Origin of the sequence: Terrisporobacter muris (genome assembly GCF_024621905.1) — a bacterium.
GTDB classification, from domain to species: domain Bacteria; phylum Bacillota; class Clostridia; order Peptostreptococcales; family Peptostreptococcaceae; genus Terrisporobacter; species Terrisporobacter muris.
Genome location: NZ_JANKBY010000005.1, coordinates 15,540 through 37,755, shown reverse-complemented (window position 1 = coordinate 37,755; position 22,216 = coordinate 15,540). Strand labels below are relative to the sequence as shown.

Annotated in this window: 20 protein-coding genes, 1 pseudogene and 1 other annotated feature; of the genes and pseudogenes, 8 read left to right on the top strand and 13 right to left on the bottom strand. The window is 28.2% G+C overall.

Annotated features, from left to right (window positions below):
• Nucleotides 1-155 precede the first annotated feature (155 nt).
• Nucleotides 156-566 carry a peptide deformylase gene (locus NSA58_RS01030; protein WP_039680665.1) on the bottom strand — a complete coding sequence of 137 codons (411 nt, stop codon included), beginning with the start codon at nucleotides 564-566 and terminating at the stop codon, nucleotides 156-158.
• Between the two features lie 248 nt (nucleotides 567-814).
• Here NSA58_RS01030 and NSA58_RS01025 point away from each other — a divergent pair, with 248 nt between their 5' ends.
• Entirely contained in the window at nucleotides 815-1,252 is a 438-nt protein-coding gene (locus NSA58_RS01025) for a hypothetical protein (protein ID WP_074429547.1), read from the top strand.
• Nucleotides 1,253-1,309: 57 nt separating this feature from the next.
• Here the strand turns inward: NSA58_RS01025 and NSA58_RS01020 are convergent, their stop codons facing one another.
• Together NSA58_RS01020 and NSA58_RS01015 are read right to left on the bottom strand one after the other, a co-directional pair.
• Nucleotides 1,310-1,732, bottom strand: coding sequence for a DUF2628 domain-containing protein (locus NSA58_RS01020; RefSeq protein WP_074429548.1), 423 nt, complete (start codon nucleotides 1,730-1,732; stop codon nucleotides 1,310-1,312).
• Between the two features lie 353 nt (nucleotides 1,733-2,085).
• Nucleotides 2,086-2,748, bottom strand: a complete 663-nt coding sequence (locus tag NSA58_RS01015; RefSeq protein WP_039680668.1) for a YkgJ family cysteine cluster protein — start codon at nucleotides 2,746-2,748, stop codon at nucleotides 2,086-2,088.
• A 596-nt stretch (nucleotides 2,749-3,344) separates the two neighbouring features.
• Here NSA58_RS01015 and NSA58_RS01010 point away from each other — a divergent pair.
• The gene (locus tag NSA58_RS01010; RefSeq protein WP_039681198.1) at nucleotides 3,345-3,971 is read left to right on the top strand and encodes a hypothetical protein; all 627 of its coding nucleotides are present in this window, start codon (nucleotides 3,345-3,347) and stop codon (nucleotides 3,969-3,971) included.
• A 333-nt stretch (nucleotides 3,972-4,304) separates the two neighbouring features.
• Here NSA58_RS01010 and NSA58_RS01005 read toward each other — a convergent pair whose 3' ends face one another.
• Nucleotides 4,305-4,487, bottom strand: coding sequence for a hypothetical protein (locus NSA58_RS01005; RefSeq protein WP_039681199.1), 183 nt, complete (start codon nucleotides 4,485-4,487; stop codon nucleotides 4,305-4,307).
• A 136-nt stretch (nucleotides 4,488-4,623) separates the two neighbouring features.
• Nucleotides 4,624-6,615 carry a M20/M25/M40 family metallo-hydrolase gene (locus NSA58_RS01000; protein ID WP_257559980.1) on the bottom strand — a complete coding sequence of 664 codons (1,992 nt, stop codon included), beginning with the start codon at nucleotides 6,613-6,615 and terminating at the stop codon, nucleotides 4,624-4,626.
• 479 nt (nucleotides 6,616-7,094) lie between these two features.
• Nucleotides 7,095-7,396, bottom strand: a binding site (T-box leader).
• Nucleotides 7,397-7,590: 194 nt separating this feature from the next.
• Here NSA58_RS01000 and NSA58_RS00995 point away from each other — a divergent pair.
• A complete protein-coding gene (locus NSA58_RS00995; protein WP_039681201.1) occupies nucleotides 7,591-8,052 on the top strand; it encodes a hypothetical protein in 462 nt (153 codons plus the stop codon).
• Between the two features lie 19 nt (nucleotides 8,053-8,071).
• A complete protein-coding gene (locus NSA58_RS00990) occupies nucleotides 8,072-8,782 on the top strand; it encodes a hypothetical protein (protein WP_052233146.1) in 711 nt (236 codons plus the stop codon).
• Nucleotides 8,783-8,862: 80 nt separating this feature from the next.
• Here the strand turns inward: NSA58_RS00990 and NSA58_RS00985 are convergent, their stop codons facing one another.
• The 5 genes and pseudogenes from NSA58_RS00985 to NSA58_RS00965 all read right to left on the bottom strand — a co-directional run bounded on the left by NSA58_RS00985 (nucleotide 8,863) and on the right by NSA58_RS00965 (nucleotide 13,982).
• On the bottom strand, nucleotides 8,863-9,552 hold the full coding sequence (locus tag NSA58_RS00985) for a hypothetical protein (RefSeq protein ID WP_074429550.1): 690 nt from the start codon (nucleotides 9,550-9,552) through the stop codon (nucleotides 8,863-8,865).
• Between the two features lie 23 nt (nucleotides 9,553-9,575).
• The gene (locus NSA58_RS00980) at nucleotides 9,576-10,157 is read right to left on the bottom strand and encodes a DUF2284 domain-containing protein (protein WP_074079268.1); all 582 of its coding nucleotides are present in this window, start codon (nucleotides 10,155-10,157) and stop codon (nucleotides 9,576-9,578) included.
• A gap of 364 nt (nucleotides 10,158-10,521) precedes the next feature.
• Nucleotides 10,522-11,103: a glycosyltransferase gene (locus NSA58_RS00975; protein WP_139045028.1), complete on the bottom strand. Its 582-nt coding sequence runs from the start codon at nucleotides 11,101-11,103 to the stop codon at nucleotides 10,522-10,524.
• A gap of 388 nt (nucleotides 11,104-11,491) precedes the next feature.
• A pseudogene (gene ftsZ, locus NSA58_RS00970) lies at nucleotides 11,492-12,445 on the bottom strand (cell division protein FtsZ); the annotation flags it as partial.
• Nucleotides 12,446-12,857: 412 nt separating this feature from the next.
• The gene (locus tag NSA58_RS00965; RefSeq protein WP_074429552.1) at nucleotides 12,858-13,982 is read right to left on the bottom strand and encodes a hypothetical protein; all 1,125 of its coding nucleotides are present in this window, start codon (nucleotides 13,980-13,982) and stop codon (nucleotides 12,858-12,860) included.
• Nucleotides 13,983-14,098: 116 nt separating this feature from the next.
• On the opposite strand from NSA58_RS00965, the gene NSA58_RS00960 reads away from it, so the two are divergent.
• From NSA58_RS00960 to NSA58_RS00945, 4 genes are all read left to right on the top strand, one after another.
• Complete coding sequence (locus tag NSA58_RS00960) at nucleotides 14,099-14,416, top strand: hypothetical protein (RefSeq protein ID WP_074079266.1); 318 nt, start codon at nucleotides 14,099-14,101, stop codon at nucleotides 14,414-14,416.
• Between the two features lie 188 nt (nucleotides 14,417-14,604).
• Nucleotides 14,605-16,416, top strand: coding sequence for a DUF11 domain-containing protein (locus tag NSA58_RS00955; protein ID WP_257559979.1), 1,812 nt, complete (start codon nucleotides 14,605-14,607; stop codon nucleotides 16,414-16,416).
• Between the two features lie 164 nt (nucleotides 16,417-16,580).
• Entirely contained in the window at nucleotides 16,581-17,912 is a 1,332-nt protein-coding gene (locus NSA58_RS00950) for an SdrD B-like domain-containing protein (RefSeq protein ID WP_257559978.1), read from the top strand.
• A gap of 301 nt (nucleotides 17,913-18,213) precedes the next feature.
• Nucleotides 18,214-18,945: a YoaK family protein gene (locus NSA58_RS00945; RefSeq protein WP_074079264.1), complete on the top strand. Its 732-nt coding sequence runs from the start codon at nucleotides 18,214-18,216 to the stop codon at nucleotides 18,943-18,945.
• Between the two features lie 106 nt (nucleotides 18,946-19,051).
• Here NSA58_RS00945 and NSA58_RS00940 read toward each other — a convergent pair whose 3' ends face one another.
• From NSA58_RS00940 to NSA58_RS00930, 3 genes are all read right to left on the bottom strand, one after another.
• Nucleotides 19,052-19,972, bottom strand: a complete 921-nt coding sequence (locus NSA58_RS00940) for a CPBP family intramembrane glutamic endopeptidase (RefSeq protein ID WP_074079263.1) — start codon at nucleotides 19,970-19,972, stop codon at nucleotides 19,052-19,054.
• A 20-nt stretch (nucleotides 19,973-19,992) separates the two neighbouring features.
• Nucleotides 19,993-21,213, bottom strand: coding sequence for an RNA-splicing ligase RtcB (locus NSA58_RS00935; RefSeq protein WP_039681207.1), 1,221 nt, complete (start codon nucleotides 21,211-21,213; stop codon nucleotides 19,993-19,995).
• 161 nt (nucleotides 21,214-21,374) lie between these two features.
• On the bottom strand, nucleotides 21,375-22,202 hold the full coding sequence (locus NSA58_RS00930; protein ID WP_039681208.1) for a tetratricopeptide repeat protein: 828 nt from the start codon (nucleotides 22,200-22,202) through the stop codon (nucleotides 21,375-21,377).
• Nucleotides 22,203-22,216 lie beyond the last annotated feature (14 nt).

The following is a 22,216-nucleotide window of genomic DNA, read 5'->3' as shown; positions in this document are numbered from 1 at the left end:
TCTGAAAAGTGTAATAAAAAGTTTGATATGCAATTTTAAGCCACGGCGTGGCGCTATAAAATTTCATGTAACTAGCTTGTTCTATCTAAATGGTTTTAATTTTATCATCACCTTATTATATTGATTAAATTCTATTTTCTTAATGTAACAATAACTTATATAATTATACCGTTACAATGGTCAACCTCATGCTGAATAATCTGTGCCACAAATCCAGTAAAAGTTTCTCTTTGCTTTTTAAAACTCTTATCAAAATACTCCACCTCTATAGTTTCATATCTTGTTGTTTCTCTAAAGCCAGTCAAAGACAAACAGCTTTCTTCTGTCACATAACTTTTTTCCTTCTTCAATATAACAGGATTAATCATAGGGACTATAGCACTTCCTACAGCAAACACAATTATACGTTTCTTGACACCTATCATATTAGCTGCCAATCCAACACAACCATCAAGATTTGCTCTCAATGTATCAATTAAATCATTAACAACAGACATATCTTCTTTAGTTGCTACTTCTGATTTTTCCCCTAAAAATAATACATCCTTAACAATTGGTTTTATCATTTTCATCCCAACCTTTCTAATCTACATTAATAATATGTATTTGTTTCATAAAAATATTTTTTCTTATTATACCATACAAAAATAATTCTAGTATTCTTCCTTACAGTCTAGCATTGAAAATTTCATCACACTTTGTGGACCCTCTAGATAAACATTTTAATTTAATAAGTTGTATTTTATTACTATTACTGATAAAATCACATAATTTTGGTATAATACCATTAAACTAAACTTAGGAGATTTAAAAAATGAATAATAAATTTGACAGTAAAAATGAATGTAGCAAATATGCATGGAATGAGGCTATGATTTTAGATAAAATCCAAGAAATTTTAGATGGTAAAAATATAGATGAGTTGGATATTACTGAAGAAGAACTGGAAGATATAAAGTCTCAATTAAATGATAACCTTTCATCTGAGGAGTTAAATGAGTCTGCATGTATAATTGCTGAAAATATTGATGAATTAAAAATTCTACCTAAAAATGACCTAAGAGAATATATACTAAAATTAATAAATTATTTAAATACTAATAATTTAAAATGTATTATAGGTGAAGTTAAAGGTATTGAATTTGAAGTTTATGAAAACTCAGGTGTTGATGATGTATTTAAAAACTACTATAAAAAATACGATGAAACATATGAAATATCTGCAATGCTTTCGGATTTAGGATTAAAATAGAAAATTCACCATAAAAAAATAGCATTCACTACAAATCTTAGTGAGTGCTATTTTTGTTTACAATGCTAAAAATAGAGAAAAAAGTACCACTGTATATAATCCTAATGCTAGAGGTAAATTTGTTCCACCTATTTTCTTTATAATTACCTCTTTATTATCAGAGAATAACGTTTTTACTTTTTCAATATTTCCATCTACATGATCCATATACAATGCATTTGCATATATTCCTATACCTACTAAAACTGCAAAGTTTAGTATCCCTCCAATATATGGGGTGGAAGATGCCACTAAACTTAGTATAAAGAATGCCCCTGCTTTAAAGTACATTTTTCTATATATCATCCAATATATACCTAGAAAAAATGCTGCCCAGTTCCAAGATACACTTTTCCCTGTATCATTCATTTTTTTAAATTTTTCTTCATAGAACTTTTGGTTTCTCTGTATAAATAAATTTACTTCATTTACTCTCTCCATAAATTATACTTCTCCTTGATGATTTTAATTATTGAAATACTTAATATATTATCATATTTTTACTTATAATGCTCTAATTTTTTATCTCTTCTAATAATAATTATACCCATTTTTGAATCCATAAAACTTAATTGAATCACCTTCAAAATACTAAATGTACTTTTCACTGTTCTTTGTTAGGCATTTATTAATCTAAGGTAAATTACAAGACCAATTTATAAGTTTAATCCATAATTTCCTTCTATTATGTAAGTAAAGGTGAGATCACAATACAAAATTCGCTTTGCTCAAAAAGTGTGTATCTTCCAATGAAAGTACACACTTTTTTATTAATATGACACAACGCAAGTATACTAAATAACTCCCAGTTTATTTTTTATTTGTGGTAAATATTTCGCAAACTCAGAGTAAAAATCCCCTTCTTTTATATTAATATCATAACAGCTATCCAATAAAATTTTATTAACTTCCTCAATTTCTTTCTCATCTCTCACAAACTTTAGGCGGAAAGTAAGTGCCTTAATAAATTTATGCCATTGTAAAATAAACTTTTTATTTTCATCATAATTTTCAATTCCAAGCCATTTACTTACCTTAACATCTTTTAGATTTTCTTTAGGACAATTTCCTATTTGTAAAAAATATTTAAAATCATCATCTTTATATACTCTTCCAAGAGGAAACAAACGACAAATATTTGGTCGTTTAGAATGTATCATACATCTGCCTTCTTTATTTAAAAAACTACAGTATTTACTTTTTTGCATTTTTAAATATGGTAATAAGATTTTGTTACTTTCACGAAGTTCAATCTTATCACCTAGTAATTCATTAAATCCAATACCTAGAAAATTCACTATTTCATTCACATCAAAAGGTGTAAGCATTACTAAATCTCCAACATCCTTGCAACAATCGCTACATCCATTACAACCACATGTATCTGCTTTTACCATATCTTCAATATCATATAGCTTTCCATCTGAAATTTTATCTAATATATTTACAGGTCTCATTAACTTTCATCCTCGTTTCTTATTTATATCTTATTAAAATACTTAATCACATTTTATTATACTTAAATATATAAATTAAAAAAAGTAGAAAAATCTATTCTATTTAATAATATTTTCACTTTGATTTCTACTTAATTATTCTGAACCATATAATCTTAGGAAAAAGTAAGTTTACTAATTCTTAAGATTTAACCCTTAACAACTTATATTATAATACTAAATAACTAACATTTTTGGCGAGGATTAAAGTTCCAAGGGACTAGGTTCTTAGATTTTACTAGACAATAATAAATAACTCTGCTTAACCCAATCGCCTAATATTACCTATAATATACTAATATAAGGAAATATTTTCCTACCATTAACAAAACATTATATATATTAATTCAAAAAGAGTAAAATTTAAAATGACATATGTTAAGTATGTCAAAAATTACTAAACGTTACTTCTGATTATATACACATCTTTCTAGACTCTGAAAGTATTTCTTATAATATACATAAAAAATTTTCTTTGAAAATCTTTATAAATCTGTTACTATGGGTATTGTATTAATATACATTTTTATAATAAAGAAATTTTCAGGAGGAAACTTATGAACTATATAACAAAGTACGAATTAGAAAATAAAGAATTAGCATCTAAATTTTCTATCAATAATGGAGAATTAGTATTTGATGAAAACTCACAATACAAGGATGTTTTCCAAGTAGGAGATATCGTAACATACAAAAATGATGCTAAGAAAATCGGAGTTGTTTCCTTTATAGAAGAAGATGAATTAAATATAAATTGGAATGATAATAGTGAATCTGAAGAAAATACTTCTGATTTAATAATTGTACCTCCAACATTTGGAATACAGTTATTTAAAAATGATGATTTACTTCAATTATGGGAAAACTTATCAAATGGTAAAAACGACAGCTTTGATTTAAAATGTCTTTATATAAATGACAAAATGATAAATGAGGTTACTTTTATTAGAGCATACAAAAATACTGATACTCTAGTCGATAAACAATTTAGAAGAATATTTTCACTTTATAGAAAGTTTGGTAGTACACAAATATTCAGAACTAATCTATATACTATTTGTAACGGTAATGTGGAGTTAGATACTTCTAGATTTGTATATTATTTATTACAAGATAATGTTGTTTATTATTTAGGAATAGACTTAAGCAAGGAAGATTTAGCTACTTACTTATTTAAAAAATAATTATAATTTAAAACAAGAGCAATGATTTTAAGTACTAAATTACTTAAAATCATTGCTCTTAAAAAATTATGCTAAATTAATCATTATCCATTTCCTCTAAAACCATGCTATATCCTATAGAAGCACCTAAATATCCTACGACTTTTATCAAATCAGAAAATGCAATTATTCTAGAAGAATTCAAATTTGATTCACTAGATTTATTAGATAGTTTCTATCAAGACTTACATTAGTAATACCTAATTCAAAAGTAGTTAGAGCATTGCCTGTAAATATTATTGATACAGCTTTTTCTATTTCTACCGACTTAATATCATTATTATTAATTACGGATTAATCATCATTTAATAAGGATTGAAATATAGCTTTTTCAGAATAATCATATTCTATAAAGTTTGAAAAGCATCCAATCATAAAAAGTATAGGAGCAAATCGTACATTTTGTAAGATATCAAGTTGAATAGCTACTTCATCTAAATTTTCTTTCTTATAATTTTTTAATTTAGATTTATTCACATTTTTACCTCCATATCCTCCATATAATCTATCTTCTAAGAACTCTTTATTTTAAAGTTTTAATATTTATTCCTAATTTTTACAGTTATATATTATTCTGTATTTCAAATCCAATAATTTTGAAAATCAACATTAATTATTTAACTTTGATGTATTTTATTGCACTATAAGAACTATAAACTTTCTTTCCATCTACTTTTCTATATGCTTTTACTTTAAAATAGTAACCTTTTTTACTAGTTAATTTAGTTTTTGTCATTTTAGTGCTAGTTGTATCTTTTATTAAAGTATATTTACCTTTTTTTGAAGTTGCCATATAAACTTCATATCCATCAGTTCTTTTACTTACTTTTTTAGAATAATCTATAGTAACTTTTCCAGCTACAGTTGATGACAATTTTACTATTGGTTGTAAAGGCTTTGTAGTAGCTTTTACTGTATTACTTTTTAGGCCTAAATAAGTTTTACCTTTAACTTCTTTGTATGCACAAATTTTATAATTATATTTAGTCGCAGATACTAAGTTAGTAACTTTGTAATTAGTTGTACTATTTTTATTTATTGTTTTTATTAAAACATATTTTTTAGAAGATGCATCATATTTGTAAACCTTATATCCATCTGCATTATCAACTTTTTTCCAAGATAATTTTAAAGAATTAGTAAGCACATCGAAAGCCTTACCATTTGTTACTGTTTGTGGTATTATGTTGAATTTAGCTGTAGCTGTGCCTGAATAATCATTGCATCCTTTTACAGTAACTATAGCCTCTCCTATCTCTTTATTGTTTGAATAACTTACCGTATAATCTACACCTTCTTCTAAGACTCTTTTACCATCCTTTACAACAACTTCTGGTCTTTGTGCTTTTCCAGTATAAACTTGGTTTTCTACTTCTATTTTAGTGTTTGCAATGTTTACACCTACAACACCCATAGCTTCATTTAACTTTTCAATAGCTGAATCTATTATAGATTGATCTTTTAATAAGACGTACTCTGTTTTGTTTACTGTCTTAGCTTCTTTTAAAGCTTGTTGGAACTTTTTATAAGCAGATTCAGAAAAATCACTTTTATCCATGTCGTTAGCTATTTCTATAGCTTCTTTTAAAGCATCTTTTGAAGGAGTTATTAGTCCATCTGGGTTTAATTGATATACAACTGATTCTAATAGTTTACAATAAGCAGTTATAGTCTCTTTACCACGAGTTCCCCAAGTTGATTCTATAAATTCAAGATTATCTCTATCTGGATCATGCATTACTTCACCTATTTCAGTTTCATAAGCACCTGAAGAACCTTCTTCTGGATGGTCTGGATCATCTGGCATTTCCCAGTTCACTGCTTCAAAATATAAGTAAGGCATTTTATTTCTAAAGCTTGCATGATCACTCCAGTTTCCTGTAGAAGGAGTTGCATAATCTAAGTTTAACTTTGTATTATTTAATCTCATTCCTGTTTGTAGTGCATCAGATAATTTTAATGCTTGATATGCTGGCCATGCGTCATTAACTTTATCTGTATCTTTGTTGTAGTTACCACTATATACATAACGATAAGTACCAGCTAACATACTATCCATATTTACCATATAAAGAGTATTTGCTACTTCTTCATCTGTCATAGCATTTGCATATGCAGCAGAACCTTTAAGCCCCACTTCTTCAGCACCGAAGAATACAAATTTAACAGTATAAGGTGTTTCTTTATTTGCAAGTCTTTTTGCAGTTTCTAAATTTACAACAGTTCCAGAACCATTGTCATCTACGCCATGAGTTCCCACACTGTCATAATGTGCTCCTATTATAACTTCTTTATTTGAAGCACCTTTTTTAGTAGCTATAAGATTTTGAGAGTTATAAGTTACATCTTTTCTCGTATACGAAAAGTCCTGAACTTCTACTTCATATCCAAACGATTCCAACTGTCCTTTTAAATATTTAGCTGCTTCTAATTCTTGATCTGTACCAGCTATCCTTTTTGTTAAGTTTTGATCTAAGTATTGTAATACTCTGTATGCATAGTCTCCATAACCTGTGTTTTCTTTGGCAAATGATACTGTTGTATATGTCATTGTTGTAAATATCATGACGAATGCCATGATAATTGCTAAAATTTTCTTTTTCATAAATTTTTCCCCCTTAAATATAAATTATTATTCAATCTAACATGAAGCCACTTCATGTTAGATTGAAATAGCGTCATCTAGATATTTTCATTTAATTTTGAAGTAATATAGATCAGATATTTTTATTATATTTTGAAAATTCAGTTATTAACTTCTAGACCTTTTATATAAAACTTGCTTATTTTATAAGACAATATTTTATTATTTCTCATAAGGAATTTTTATAATAGCATAAATTTTCTTTTTGATTTTACAGCAAAATAAATATTTAATAAGTTCTTAATGGCATTTTAGTGATAATGATGAGTATTCAAGTACCATATTAACTAGTATTTTATTAGGTACAAAAAAATCGCCTCTTAGTCCTATAACCAAGAGACGAATTATATCCGCGTTACCACTCTCATTAATAAGTTATATAAATAAAAGTTCGCTTCAAGCAAGATATTGCTCAATAAAAAAGTCTCTTGGCTATAAAGCCAAGAGACGAATTATTCCGCGTTACCACTCTTATTGATAAAATTCGCTACGCTCATGTCGCCAACGATATGTCTTCGCTACTGCTTCAGACAAATCCGTTGCTTAAAATTCTGCGCTCATGTCGCCAACGAAAAAACTTATCCACTCAATCTCTTAAGGCGAGATCACCGATTGACATACTAATAATTTCTGACAATCTCCTCCAAAGCTCTATTTCACTTTATATCTTGTTACTGGGCTCACACCAACCCCAGCTCGCTGAAACTTAATAAAAAGTTACTCTCTTTCTCATAGGATTAATTCATTAAATTTTTATCTTGTTAAAATAATAGGATAATTTCTAAAATATGTCAATACATTTTTTTCAATCTAATATAATTACTATCACTAATAAGAGCAATCATATCATTTTTAATAAATCCATATTATAAAATAATCATCACCATGATCACACTAGAATATAATATATGGAAAATTATATTAAGGGGTCTTGCCATGAGATGGATCAATGTTAAAAATGTAAATGAATTAAAATCCTTAGGCAAATTTGCAGAAGTAAAACGTGAGATAAAACAAGATGTTGGCGAAAACATAAAAATAACAGGAAGAGGCTGGAATGATCTTTATAAAAACATAACTAAGTTCTCAAATCTAGTTGAACATATCTACAAATCAGACATTAATTCCAGTAAACTAGTTCAATCATCAGATATTTCTTCCAACTACTTCACTTCTAAATCAAATGAATACATCTTCTACCTTACTGAACTTGACGGAGAAATTAGAATGAAAAAATTAGGAATAACAAAGTCTCTTTTTTCTAACAAAAATGAGGCAAAAGCTTGGAGAGATAAAATTTCAAAAGAGATACACCCTGATATTAACAACCATCCCAAATCTACTCTAGCCATGGCAAAATTAAACGAAATGTACAGTTCTATGGTGGGCAAAAATTAAAGCTAAAAAAAATGACTTAATGATTCCTTACTCAGTTAAAGATTTGGATATCATAGAACCTGAAGTTAATAAAGACGCAAAGAGTAAGGTTGTTAAGGAGATTTCAAATGCTTGGAAAAATACTTCTATGATTGATTATAAAGGATGGGTTTGGGTTAAAAAGGATAAGCTTCACAGTATACTTAGAACTACTAAAAACAACATGGAGTATATATTTATGCAAATTCCTGACCAGTATAAAGCTACCTTTGGAAATGAAACTTATGTTAGAGGTTATGAAGTTCTAAGACTAATAGCCAAAAGTTTAGAGGAAAATGGTACTGGCACAAAAGGAATTTATCTAGAAACATCTAAGCAGTATTACGACTCCATAAGTTCCTGTGATAAAGCAAAACTACTCAGAATAGAATACGAAAACCAACTAAAAAATCAAAGAAGATTACTTAAGAAAAAAAGAATAAAAGCATACAATATTAAACATGATGAATTAACTAAAGAACCTCTAAAAATTAGATATGCTGAGTTTTCACATATAAGAAGTGTAGCCATATATAAATTTATATCAGATAGCATTGATAATGGTTTAATTGTAAATAAGGACACTCATAATATAATTACATCCCACGGTATTAATGATGAAGATGAGCTTCTAAATTTATGTACTAAAATGAACTGGTCAATTGACTGGTATAATATTTTTATACAAAATTTGTCTAAATTAATGATCTAATTAGATAGGTAAAAATATAAATAAAACTATTATTATGATGACTTAAAATAATGGCGTATAATTTTTTATACGCCATTATTTTACGGTATATATTTATCTTTGTAATATTTTATCTTTTCTTTAATCTGTTTTCCATGTAAAACTATATGTGTATATAAGGCCAAACTCCAAAAAGATAATACTATTAACCCCATCCAAAAAGGCGTTATAATTGGAAACTTAGGTACATTTTTTAATATTACTGTTTCAGTTTTATATCCTTCAGTAATACTTATTTTATTTAACACAAATAAACTTCTCTCCAACCTATAAGTCTTATTTCCTTTAGAATAAAACATTGATGGTACCTGGCTATACAATGCAAATATATCATCTGATTTATCATCAATTTCTCTTTCAGAAATAACTTCTCTTTTATCTAAGTCAATAGTGTATTCTATAATAGGTTCACCATACAAAATAAAAAGTAATTTATTTTTATTCACGGTAAAATTATTACTTCTTCCACCTGAAAGTGATATGGTAAATTTATAATTTCCCTTTGGATCAAACACTTGTATATACTTATTATAATCACTTCCTATATAGTAATTTCCCTTTTCATCTACAACTAATTGGTCTGCTACATATATGGGTAGTTGATTTGTAGATATTTCATCCCATAGGTTATCATGATAATATTTCAGATTATATACTATACAAACAAAACTTCCTATGATTGAAAGTAATAATAATATTGGTATTATAAAGTGATATCTTCTTTTTGACATATAGAATTCCCCCTGCTTCTGATTTATATCATGTCCAATATGATTTTTTTCAAGTCATCTTCACATAAATCATTAAAATTGACAGAACCCATAACTGTACAATAGCTATTTTCATACTCATTATTCCATATTATAGAGTGTTTTAAAATGTCCTTAGAAACTCCAGCTAAATCAATTCCCATGGCTTCCATACTAAAGCGCATTTTTTCAGGAAACTTACAAGGTAAATTATCAACATAGGCACATGATTTACAAAGTAAGCATCTACCTCCATCTGTTAACAACCCATTAACCTTCTTTTCTAAAGGTATTAATAAATCAGATAAAACTCTTCTTAGATATTGATGAATATCAGTTATTGTTCCATGTTTAGGTATACTCATATACATAGCTATAACTAAAGAATATTTATAACCTTTTATATAATCTGTAAATTTAGGACTATTAGGTGGGCATGTGTAGTTTGAATTGTAGTTTGGACATCCATCTTTACAAAGATTTGTAAAGTATTCAAATTTCATATATTTTTTTAATATATCATTGTCACATATATTAGCTTTCAAATTTATCTTATTATTGTCTTTAGTAAAGTTTAACTCAATCATAATATCCTCCTAAGTATGTTAAAAAAGCCTTAAGATAAACCCAAGACTTTTTTAACAATATTATTTATATTTTCAGCTTCCCTCATTGCTTCAAATATATATTTATAAAAATTATAACTCTTAATGAATACTATAGTACATTCCCTATTGTACTTTAATTTTCAATTGACTAACCTTTTCCGAACTTTTAATTTACCCCAACTGATTGAATATCGTTTTCTCAATCTGTTTGATTACTACCCGTAAAAAATATTTCCTTGTTGAAACATCTTTATTATAACTCAATGCTCATGTTGTATTTTGTCGAATTCTGCGTTTTTGTTAATTTCCATAAATTACATGTTTAAATTTCCATAATTAATTATTATATTTCTATTATCTTCAATATAGCATCAACTGCTTTTGTTGCTCCACCAGAATCTCTAAAAGCTTCTATACAATTTTTATAAAAAGATAGATTTTTGTTATTTACAGTTCCCAGTGAAATATATATTTTTTTACCCTCCATCAATTCTTTTTCCACAGTTACATCAGCTACTGAAGGTCCTACAAAATAGTATTTATCTGAAAAAGTGTCCACCATAGGTTGAAATTCTTTTGATGTGTAAACTATAGTATTTGTATCATTATCATTTTCAATTATTGAAATAAAATCTTTCACATCGTAACCATGACTTCTTAAAAGTTCTAATTTTTTATTAATTTTTCTCATACCTAATATCATATACATAATTTCTTTGAAACTTTGCTTCATCATAGGCGCTATATACTTGTTAAATGCAAAAGTTGTAGTAGAACATATATATGTGATATCCATTTTATTTGCAAATAATTTTCCCCAACAACATAAAGAGTCAGACACAATACAATCAGAATTGATTTCTTTCAGTTCCTTACATACTTTTTTATCTAAGGCTATAGTTGTATCTACTATCATCTCTATCATAGCAGAAAAATCCTTTCCACTTTCTTGTCGTCTTGAGGTCTAAGTTATGGAAGGTACTCATCCCTTATTTCTTTTATTTAACTCATAGTCTCCATTTATCCAAAGTTCTTCCCATATAACCCATGAATTTTATAAGATTTCGTTGATGAACTATTGTAATTCCTTTTTCTCTTGAGTGTAGTTATTTATTGTTCTTAATGTTTTAAATTCATACTAATCATATTTTTCATACCTCCTATATTTATAATATTTGATATATAATATTAATTCTACCAACTAACCTTAACATTGGTGTATATATTAGTGGCATTTAAATCAAAAAAGCATGTAATTGTTAAAACAGTTACATGCTCTTACTTTCAGTTACTTATTAATATGTATTTTATTAAAAATCTGTAGCTATTACAGTTAGCATTATATCGTCACCTAAATCTTCTCTTACAGAAGTACCAAATATAATATTTGCTTCTGGATCACATAATTCTGTTACTAAGTTTGATGCGTCGTTAACTTCAAATAATGTTAAATCTCCACCACTGGCAATATTAAGTAATATTCCTTTAGCACCTTGTATTGCAGTTTCAAGAAGAGGAGACTGTATTGCTTCTTTTGCAGCTTCTATAGCTCTATTTTCTCCCTTTGCTGTACCTATTCCTATGTATGCTAATCCTTTGTCCTTCATTATTGAACTAACATCGGCAAAGTCTAAGTTTATAAGCCCTGGCATTTTTATTAAGTCAGATATTGATTGTATACCTTGTTTTAATACATTATCTGCCATTGAGAACGCATCGATCATAGATGTATTTTGGCTTACTATTTGTAATAATTTATCATTTGGTACTGTAATTAATGTATCCACACTTTCACTAAGGTTTTTAATTCCTTCCTCAGCATTTTTCATTCTTACTCTACCTTCAAATCCAAAAGGCTTAGTTACAACACCTACTGTAAGTATTCCCATTTCTTTTGCTATTTGAGCAACTATTGGAGCGGCACCTGTTCCAGTACCTCCCCCCATACCTGCAGTTACAAATACTATATCTGTACCTTCAAGTTCTTTTATTATTTGTGCTCTACTTTCTTTAGCAGCATCTTTTCCTACTTCTGGTTTAGCTCCAGCACCTAATCCTCTAGTTAACTTTTCTCCTATTTGAATTTGATGTCCAGCCATTGAAGATAATAGAGCTTGTCTATCTGTGTTTACAGAAATAAATTCTATTCCCTTTACTCCTTCTTCAATCATTCTATTGACAGCATTGTTTCCTCCACCACCAATACCCATAACTTTTATTACAACATCATCATTTTCAAGTTCTATGTCAATTCTATTATCACTCATTATTCTTCCCTTTCCATCTTTTCAATTACTTTCAGTAATAATTCATTGATTTTTTATAGTTACAATTTAATTATACTAAATATTTCATTATATTTATATCGCTTTTTTGTAAAAATATGATTTTTTTCCACATTCTATATAACTATTGAGTAGGAGCTAAATAATTATTTTATTTAGCGTCCTCTCACACAACCATATGATCTTTTGTACACAGTGGTCGATTAAGTTTCATGCACTTTTAAATATCTCTTGGAGATACTCATATATCCTATTTCTTCTAGATTTTTGTAGGCTATCATTTATATTAATGTATTATTTTCCTATTTAATTGCATAATTAATATTATGTTTATTAACTAAATACTTTTCAGTATGTATTCTAATTGTCAACTTTTCATTATATTATATTTAAATTACTCATCTTCATATCTTCTAATATTATCATTATGATGTTTTTCGTCACAATTATAATCGTGATGTTTGCAACAATTACACTCACATTCACACTCGCACTCATGCTCGCAGCAACTGTTATCACTACATTCGTAGCATTCACACTCCTTAAGAGTAACTAACTGTTCATATATCACCTGTTCCAAATGTGTAATATTAATTATAGTTTTATTTACTTCATTATTTATACATAATATTTTGTCTATGTCATTACAATCGGATAATACTTTCTGTATTTTTTCCCCTTCTGCATTCAAAATATGTGAAATTGATGCTTCTACTAATGCAATTGACTGAACTATTTTATTATAAGCATTGTGTTTACAATTCTCTTCACAATCATCTTTAAGACAGCAATTATTTAATTTATGGTTACAGCTACATGAATATAATTCTAAATTAATTTCATATACAAGTACTTCATATTTACTATCTTTATAATTTCTATTTTTCACAAGAATAAAAAATCTTACTTTCCTATTATTTTCACGCATTTCAAATGCTATATTTACAATTAAATAATAATTAGGAAACTCAAATTCATTTATTAACTTAAAATATTCATCATAAATTAAAATTTTCTGTCTTCTATGTTTTCTAATAGTTAAAATATAACCTGGTAAAATTGATAATACGTCACATATCTCAAAACAATTAAAACACTGTCTCTTATTCACATTGTCACATGTTTTATAAATTTTACCTATACAATTTGTACTTGACATCACTAAAGTATTATCTGTACAAGAATACGATATACTAGTTATTTTATCTTGGAAGCATTCATCTAAAATTAATTTAAAAGACTCCACTTCTTTAAAACACATATCAAGTTTAAATATTCTATATCCATTTTTATATGCCACTGCCCAAAAACATTTTTCTTCACTATCATAACATATATCTATATATTCTCTACAGATTTCAAAACATTCTTCTTCTTCAAATTTATAATTATACTTAACAATATTTTGATTTCCATATATAACTATATAAAAATTACATCCATCAAATAAAATATTCTTATAGTCAAAACAATTGTAGTCATCCAGATATATCTCTTCTATGAATTTTAATTTATTCATCTTATATCCCTCCATCCTAGTTAAAGAGTTTGTAACATTTTTACTCTACTTATATATAATATGAATATAAGATATTTTATGATACTTATAAATTTCAATAAATGGAGGAAATACTAATGTCAATGCCTGCAATTCAAGCTACACCTATTACTAGAGAGGTTGCCATTTCTAACATAATTCAATCAGTTGCTTTAGAGCAAACTGCTATATCTCATATTTTAAATGCAGAAGGTGAAAAAATACAAAAAATTGTTGCTAATGGTACTGTTAATGACATGTTATTAGTTAATGAATCTGTTAAATCAATGGTTAAATCCATATCTAACCTTGAAATGATCCTTTCTGCTAAGTTGGATCTTTTCTCTGATTGTGTATGCCCAGGACCAGGAACTTCACAACTATGCCTAGGATCTACACAAGAAGATGATATATAATATAACAATAAAATAAACTGCTGTCTAAAATGTATACAGTTTTATAAAAGTACTATATAAGCAACCATATGACACCTGTATTTTATAGGTGTCATATTTTTTATAAATTTACTCACTTTCGACTAAAAAAAACATACAATGTATTGATACCTAATAAAGTATCAATTTATTAAATGGAGGTTAAAAATATGCCACAAATCACAAAAAGTGTTAATAAAACCCGAGTTCATGGCGATGAAACCTTTATATATACTTTTAATGTCTCTTATAGTGGACTTACAGAACCAACTGTTCAAGGAAAATTAACTGATTTTTTCCCAACTAAGATTATACCTACTCTTCCACAAGCTTCTGGGTATATAAAAAACATTACTCAAGCTCCAGTTGCGGGAGGCACATTAGTAACTTTTGATTTTGGAGAAATACCTACTGGTACGTCTATATCATTTCAAGCAGCTTGTAAATTTGGTCCAGGTAGAGTTAATAATGATAGCTTTACAAATTCAGCTGACTTATATGCAGATAATGTTATAGTTAATACTGGAGTTGCCCAAACTGTAACTTTAACATTAACCGAGGATTTTAGATTAAATAAGTCAGTTCAGGGTAGTAGCTTAGTTAGACCTGGAGATATAGTTACTTTTAGTTTGTATATATTGAACTACGGTGATTCTGGAGCTGAAATATCAGATGTTGTAATCACAGATACTTTGCCTAATGGTTTAACTCCGGATTTATCTTTTATACCAATAGGTAATGACGCTTCAGAATTAGGATATAATGATCCAACATATAATGGAAGAACTGGTTCTTGGAACGATAGAACTCTAACATTTACACTACCTAGCTTCAAAGGCAATGGATACTCAATAACATTCAAAGCAATTGTCGATATGGATGTTGTTCCAGGTAAAGAAATTATAAATACTGCGAACTGGAAAGTTAATAGCATAGTAAGAGATGGCGAATCTGTAAAATTAAGAGTATTTAATCAGAGTGATATATTTGCTTTTGAAAAAGATGCTACACGTACAGGAACTGTAGGTACGCCTATAACTTACGGACTAGTAAATACAAATCAAGATAACAAAGCTCATACAAATTATCAAATTATTGATACTTTGCCTGAAGAGGTAGATATTACAAAATTAAGATTTCAATCAAATTCTATTGGATTACCGTCTTATAGTATATTTATCTCATTATCTAGCAGCCCAGATACTTTTATATCTATTCTTAAAAACTCAAGCGATAATACTGATTTAATAGACTTAACACCTTTTATTACAGCTGGAACTAATGTAAGTAAGATTAAAATAACAGCACCTACTTTAAATAATGTAAGTTCATCACATACATTACAATTATATGGAGTAATAAATAAGAAAGCACAAAGTAAATTAGGCCAAACTATTATTAATACTGCTATAGCTTCAGCAGATGGTATAACTGAGAGTACATCCGCTGGAACTGTTCTAAACGGATCATCGGATTTGCAAGTAAGTAAAGGCATTATACCTGATCAACCTGCTTATGCTCCTCTAGATGAATTTGAGTATGTTTTAATATCTGAACCTTTAAATACCATTACTATAAATCCAATATTTGCAGACTTACTACCAACTGATGTTTTCTATGTACCTGATAGTGAATATTTTATATATCAAGATGGTATAACTGGAATAACCTATGATTCAAGAAATCCTGGTTTCCCAGTCCCTTTGCCTACTAAAGAAGTACTAGAAAATTATAAAAATACTGGTCGTACTTTACTAAGATGGTCTTTTGATAATTTCACAATTGCACTTGACACTAATTTGCAAGTATACTTCAAAGCATTTATAAAAATTACTTCAAACAATACTATTGTAAACAATGCTTATGTAGGTAATCCAGGAGATGATGTTTTTTTGTATATAATGCAATTGAAGATACTAACGACTACGATGGTGATGGTATCACAGACGAATTCATATCAAGTTCTAGCACTACAAGTTTAGTTTTATTATCCTCAGAATTTGTTATAAAGAAATTAGTAAAAGGAGATTTAGATTTAGATTATAGTAGTTTAGGAAATGTCACACCTGGTGGAAATATAGATTATCAATATTATATAACAAATAACCAAGATGTAAATTTAAAAGATATACAACTTGTTGATATATTGCCATATGTAGGAGATACAGGGCTTATTTTAACAAGTACCCCTAGAGGTTCACAATTTGAAGTCTATCCAACTGCTATAGTCACAGCTGAAATAATTAATGTATTAGGAGAATCGGTTGAATCAAATCCTGAAATTTCTATTGAGTACTCAACTAGTAACAATCCAATAAGATTTGATCAAAAAGGCAATCAGATTGGCACAGGTACTTGGAGTATAGTTCCTCCAACAGATTTTACTACAATAAGAGCAGTAAAAGTAACTACCAAATCTAATGTATTATTAAAACCTTACGAGAGATTAATAGTTCATATACAAGCTAAAGCACCCGTTGATGTGCCAGTCAATAAAATAGCATATAACTCTTTTGCTGTAAAAGCTAACCAAGTAAAATCAGATGGTTCCACAGAACCACTACTTCCAACTGAACCTAACAAAGTTGGAGTACAAACATTACACCATTCTAAGTCTAGTATAGGAGGTTTTGTTTGGGAGGATCTAAATGGTAATGGAATATATGATGAATATGAGCCTGGTGTAAATGGCATTACAGTGGAACTATATGATTCTTCTATTAAATTAATAAGCTCGACAGTTACTTCTAATAATTATAATGGTAAACCTGGATACTATTTATTTACTAACTTAAATGCAGGTAAGTACTATGTTAAGTTTAGACCTTATGGAGATTATAAATTAACTATTCAACAAGCAAGTTCATTAGACGGAAGTAAACCTAATAAAACTACAGGGCTAACAGATATTATATATCTTGGCTCAAATGAATCTAAATTAGATATAGATGCTGGTGTTTTCACTATATTATGTCCTCCTCCAACAATAAATGCAAGTAATAAGTGTATTCGTGTGGGAGATCCATTCAATCCTCTAGATGGTGTTAGCGCTACAGATTGTAGAGGTAATCAACTAACAGCAACTGTAGTATCAAATAATGTAAACAATCAAGTTCCTGGAACTTATACTGTAATCTATAGCGCTACAGATTGTTATGGAAGAAAAACTACTAAAACTATCTATGTAAAAGTTTGTCCAACAGGACCATATGAACTATCTATTTCAAATCTAATCCAGTCAGTAGCTCTTGAGCAAGCAGGTATTAGAAATATATTAAATGCTGAAAGTTTAAAACTTCGAAAAATAGTAGCAAATGGTACTGCAGAGCAAATGCTATGTGCTCAAGAATCTGTTAATGATATGATAAAAACATTAACTAATTTAGAATTAGTACTTCTTAATAAACTAGATATTTTCTCTTGTCAGTTATGTGATGATTGTTGTGCAGAAGATGGAGATTGTCCTAGCTACAAATAACTATTAGTTAAACTTTACACTGGAATGTTTTCATTCCAGTGTTTCATATAATGATTAAAAGAGATGTGGTACTTAATACCACATCTCTTTATTGTTATCAGATTACATTGAATTTATATATTTGCTATTATTTTGTAATATATTTTCATTTAATTTTACACTTTACCTTAAGATAAAAGTCAACTACACTTTATTTGTTATAATTTTTAAATGACTAAACTGTAATATGAAGTTTACACTATTATGATTATAATATAGATATCATTAATGGTAATACTAAAATATTAAGAGGTGTAATTATATGAAAAATAATAAAGAAAATTTAAATAATATAGATAAATCGCAGCAAAAAAATAAAAAAATACCTCCTTGGGAAAGGCCTTTATTTCTAATGATTGTAACCTTTATTGGCGGATATATGAATGCATATACATACATTACAAGAGATGGTATTTTAGCTAATATGCACACTGCTAATATGTCTATCTTTGGAATTAGTCTTGCATTGGCTCACTGGCAAAGAGCTCTAAATCATTTTATTCCCATACTTGCGTGCATTTTGGGAGCTGCATTTAGTGAATATATTAAATTCTTGATTATAAAAAAGAAATATAGAGGTGATTGGAGAAAAATGGCACTTATTTTAGAATCAATGGCACTTTTTTTCATTGGATTATTACCTAAGTCTGTACCAGATCTTATAGTTACTAATCTTGTTTCTTTTTTCATGGGATATTTATTGTGTTTGTTTAGAAACTGCTTTGGCATTGCCTATAATACAACTATCTGCACAGGAAACCTTCGAACTGTTGGACAACTATTATATGGTGCTTTAGATGAAAGAAATAAAGACTCTATCATAAAGTTTCTTACTTTTACAGTACTTACTTTTTCTTTTGCAGTGGGGGCCATCCCTGGAACTCTAATCTCCCTTATTGTAAGTACTAAAGCTGTATGGGTGTGCAGCTTTATATTATTATCACAAGTGTTTTGGATATATAGATATGAATTGTATAATAAATCTAATAAATAATCATTTTTTTTAACTCATTAACTATAAAAAGCTACTGATTTGAAATCAGTAGCCTTTCATAATCATAAACAATTATGTTTCTTCATTTTATTTTTCCCTATTAACATTAATTTTCATTCTTTATAAAATAACCTTTTTTACCAAGTACATAAACTATAATTATAGATAACAATAAAACAAAAGTAGCTATAAGTCCTGCTTCTGGTCCAAATGCTCCACCACTAATAGTCTCACTTCCTACTAAGTTAAAATCAAAAATACTGGAGACAGCTACATTTATGCCACTAACTTCAAATCCAAATACATTACCCTGGGCAAAATTCCACGCTGCATGCATCCCACATACTGACCAAAGATCATTAGTCTTTATAACATAAATACCATAGAAAATTCCTACTAAAATAATATTTATTACTGCAATGTAGTTTACATCAGGATTAAATAAATGCATAATTCCAAATATAGCAGAAGAAAAAATCAGTGCAAATACCATGTTATATCTAGCTGCTAAAACATTCATTAACCAGCCTCTTGTCAATATTTCTTCCGTTGCACTTTGTATCATCCAACCAATTAAGATTATCATTACTCCTCCTAATGCAGATATACCAACAGGCTGGATGGGATTTTTATCCAATGAAACGCATCCAAGTACAAACAATATTAAAACTACAATTGCCATCATAATAAATCCAATTAAAAAACCTTTAGTATATTTTTTTAACCAGCTGTCTTTGCTAAATCCAAGAGTTGAAATTTTTCTTTTTTCAATATATTTAACCCTCACAAAAACTAATAATGCTATAAATAAAAATGAACTTAAATTAATAAATAATTCTAATAAACTTAAATTCGATGACATTTCCCCAGACATGTATAAAGTCAAATATATTGGTATTATACAAATTCCACCTATAATTTGACCACCAAACATAAATATTAAAAGTAATATCGTAGCCCAAATAAAATTAGGTAACTTTTTACTACTTTTCGCCATAGTAACAAGATCTTCTTTTTTTGAACACATAACATCCCCCTAAAATCCACTTATTTTGATTTATAATTATATATTGGTTTAATCACATCAATTATCTCTACTGTTTCACCTACAAATTTTAAAATATCATCTATGGATTTATAAGCCATTGGAGCTTCGTCAATCGTCTCTTCGCATACAGAAGTAGTCCAAATATCTTTCATACTGTTTTCAAATTCATTTATGTTTAACTTTGACTTTGCCTCACTTCTACTCATAAGTCTTCCTGCTCCATGAGGTGCAGAATAGTTCCAGTCTTCGTTTCCTTTTCCTATTGCAAGTATACTTCCATCTCTCATATTTATTGGAATAAGTAACTTTTCCCCTTCATAAGATGATATACTACCCTTTCTTATTATATTATCTCTAAAATTGATATAATTATGAGTTGTATGGAAGCATGTAAAATCATCAATACTTTTTTTTAATAATTTATTTAAAATTATATTTGCCATGACTTCTCTATTTATCTCAGCATATTCCTGACAGATTTTCATGTCATGTAAGTATTCTTCTCTATATTTTCCTGTTAAAAAACACAAGTCTTTTGGATATTTAGGTTTTAAGTTTTCGTATTTCTTTATTAACTTTTTCAACTCACCTTGAATTTCTTTTCTTCTTCCTTGATCTTTGAAAGTTTTTATTAACTCTTCTTTTTCCTCATAGAACTTTTCCTTACCACTGCATAATTCTATAGCTAAGCTTTGGTAATAATCTGCAACTTGTTTTCCCAAATTTCTACTTCCAGAATGTATTACCAAATACTTATTTTTATTCTTGTCTTCGTCAACTTCAATAAAGTGATTTCCACCACCTAAAGTTCCTATACTTCTTTCTATCCATTTACTTTGTTTTAACTCTCTATAGCAATGTAGTTCTTGCAATTTATCAAAATTATATTTTTTTCCCTCATGAACATTTTTTCCTGAAGGTACATATTTTCTTATAACATTATCTAGTTCTTCTAAAGGCAAATCTATTTTACCAAGTTCCACTGTAAACATTCCACAGCCGATGTCAACTCCTACTATATTAGGTATGACCATATTACCAAGCTTCGCAGTAAATCCAATTACACATCCTGCTCCTGCGTGAACATCTGGCATTATTCTTATTTTTCCGTTTTTAACAAATTCCTGATTACAAAGCTCCTCTATTTGCTCCTTTGATTTTTCGTCAATTTTATCCGAAAATATTTTAGCTAAGTTATACTTTCCCTTTACTTCTATCATCTTTATCACACCCTTTTTCTTATCTTGTTGTAATATAATCTTAACATATATCTACACTACATATTTTATAAATTAAAAAATGTAGTTACTAAGCTTATTATTTAAGTAACTACATTTTAATATCTATTTTATTTAATTATTTGTATATAATTTATTTTCATTTATCTAGATACTTCTCCTGTAGACTTATCTACATACCACCATCCGAAGCTTTCTCTCATATCATTTTCATCATAATTATCTGCGCTCATATGATATCTATTTCCTATTACTTCATATACTTCAATTGTATTTGGTGCATAACCAATTTCTTTTATAAAGTAATTTTTTAGTATTTGTACTGCATTACTTTCAGACACACCACTATTACTAGACGTTGATTCTTTCTTTTTTGACTCTTGCTTTTTAGCTTCTTCTTGTCTTCTTTTTTCTTCTGCCTCTTTAGCTATTTTTTCTATAGCCACTTCGCAATCTGATTTTAAATTTGTTAAAGTTTCCTTTTGTGAAGCATAAGACTCATTATCTTCTATAAGTTCTAAGGCTTCATCAATATCCTTTATTGCTTTAGAGTAGTTTTTGTTTGAGAAATAATCTTCTGATGATTTTGTTAATTTATCTATTTTATCATTTAATTTTTTATCTTCTTCAACTTGTGTTTTTAAAGTTTTAGCTTCATTAACTAAGACATCAGATCCATTTTCATAATTTATAACTTCATCCAAAAGCTCTAAAGTTTGCTCAAATTCTTGTTTTTCATAATTTTCTAAAGCTTTCACGTACTTTTCACTTTGATTATATAAGGCAGTTGCAACTTCATCATCTTTCTTTTCTTCCAATGCCTTTTCAAACTCTGTAAGAGCCACTTCATACTTTCCATTTTTTAATGCTTCATTCCCCAGTTCTAATGCTTCATTGTATGCAGCATCACTTTTACAACCAACTAGTAAAAGCATACTTATTATACATATTGATATTAATTTTTTCTTCATTTTGTCTCCCTCAT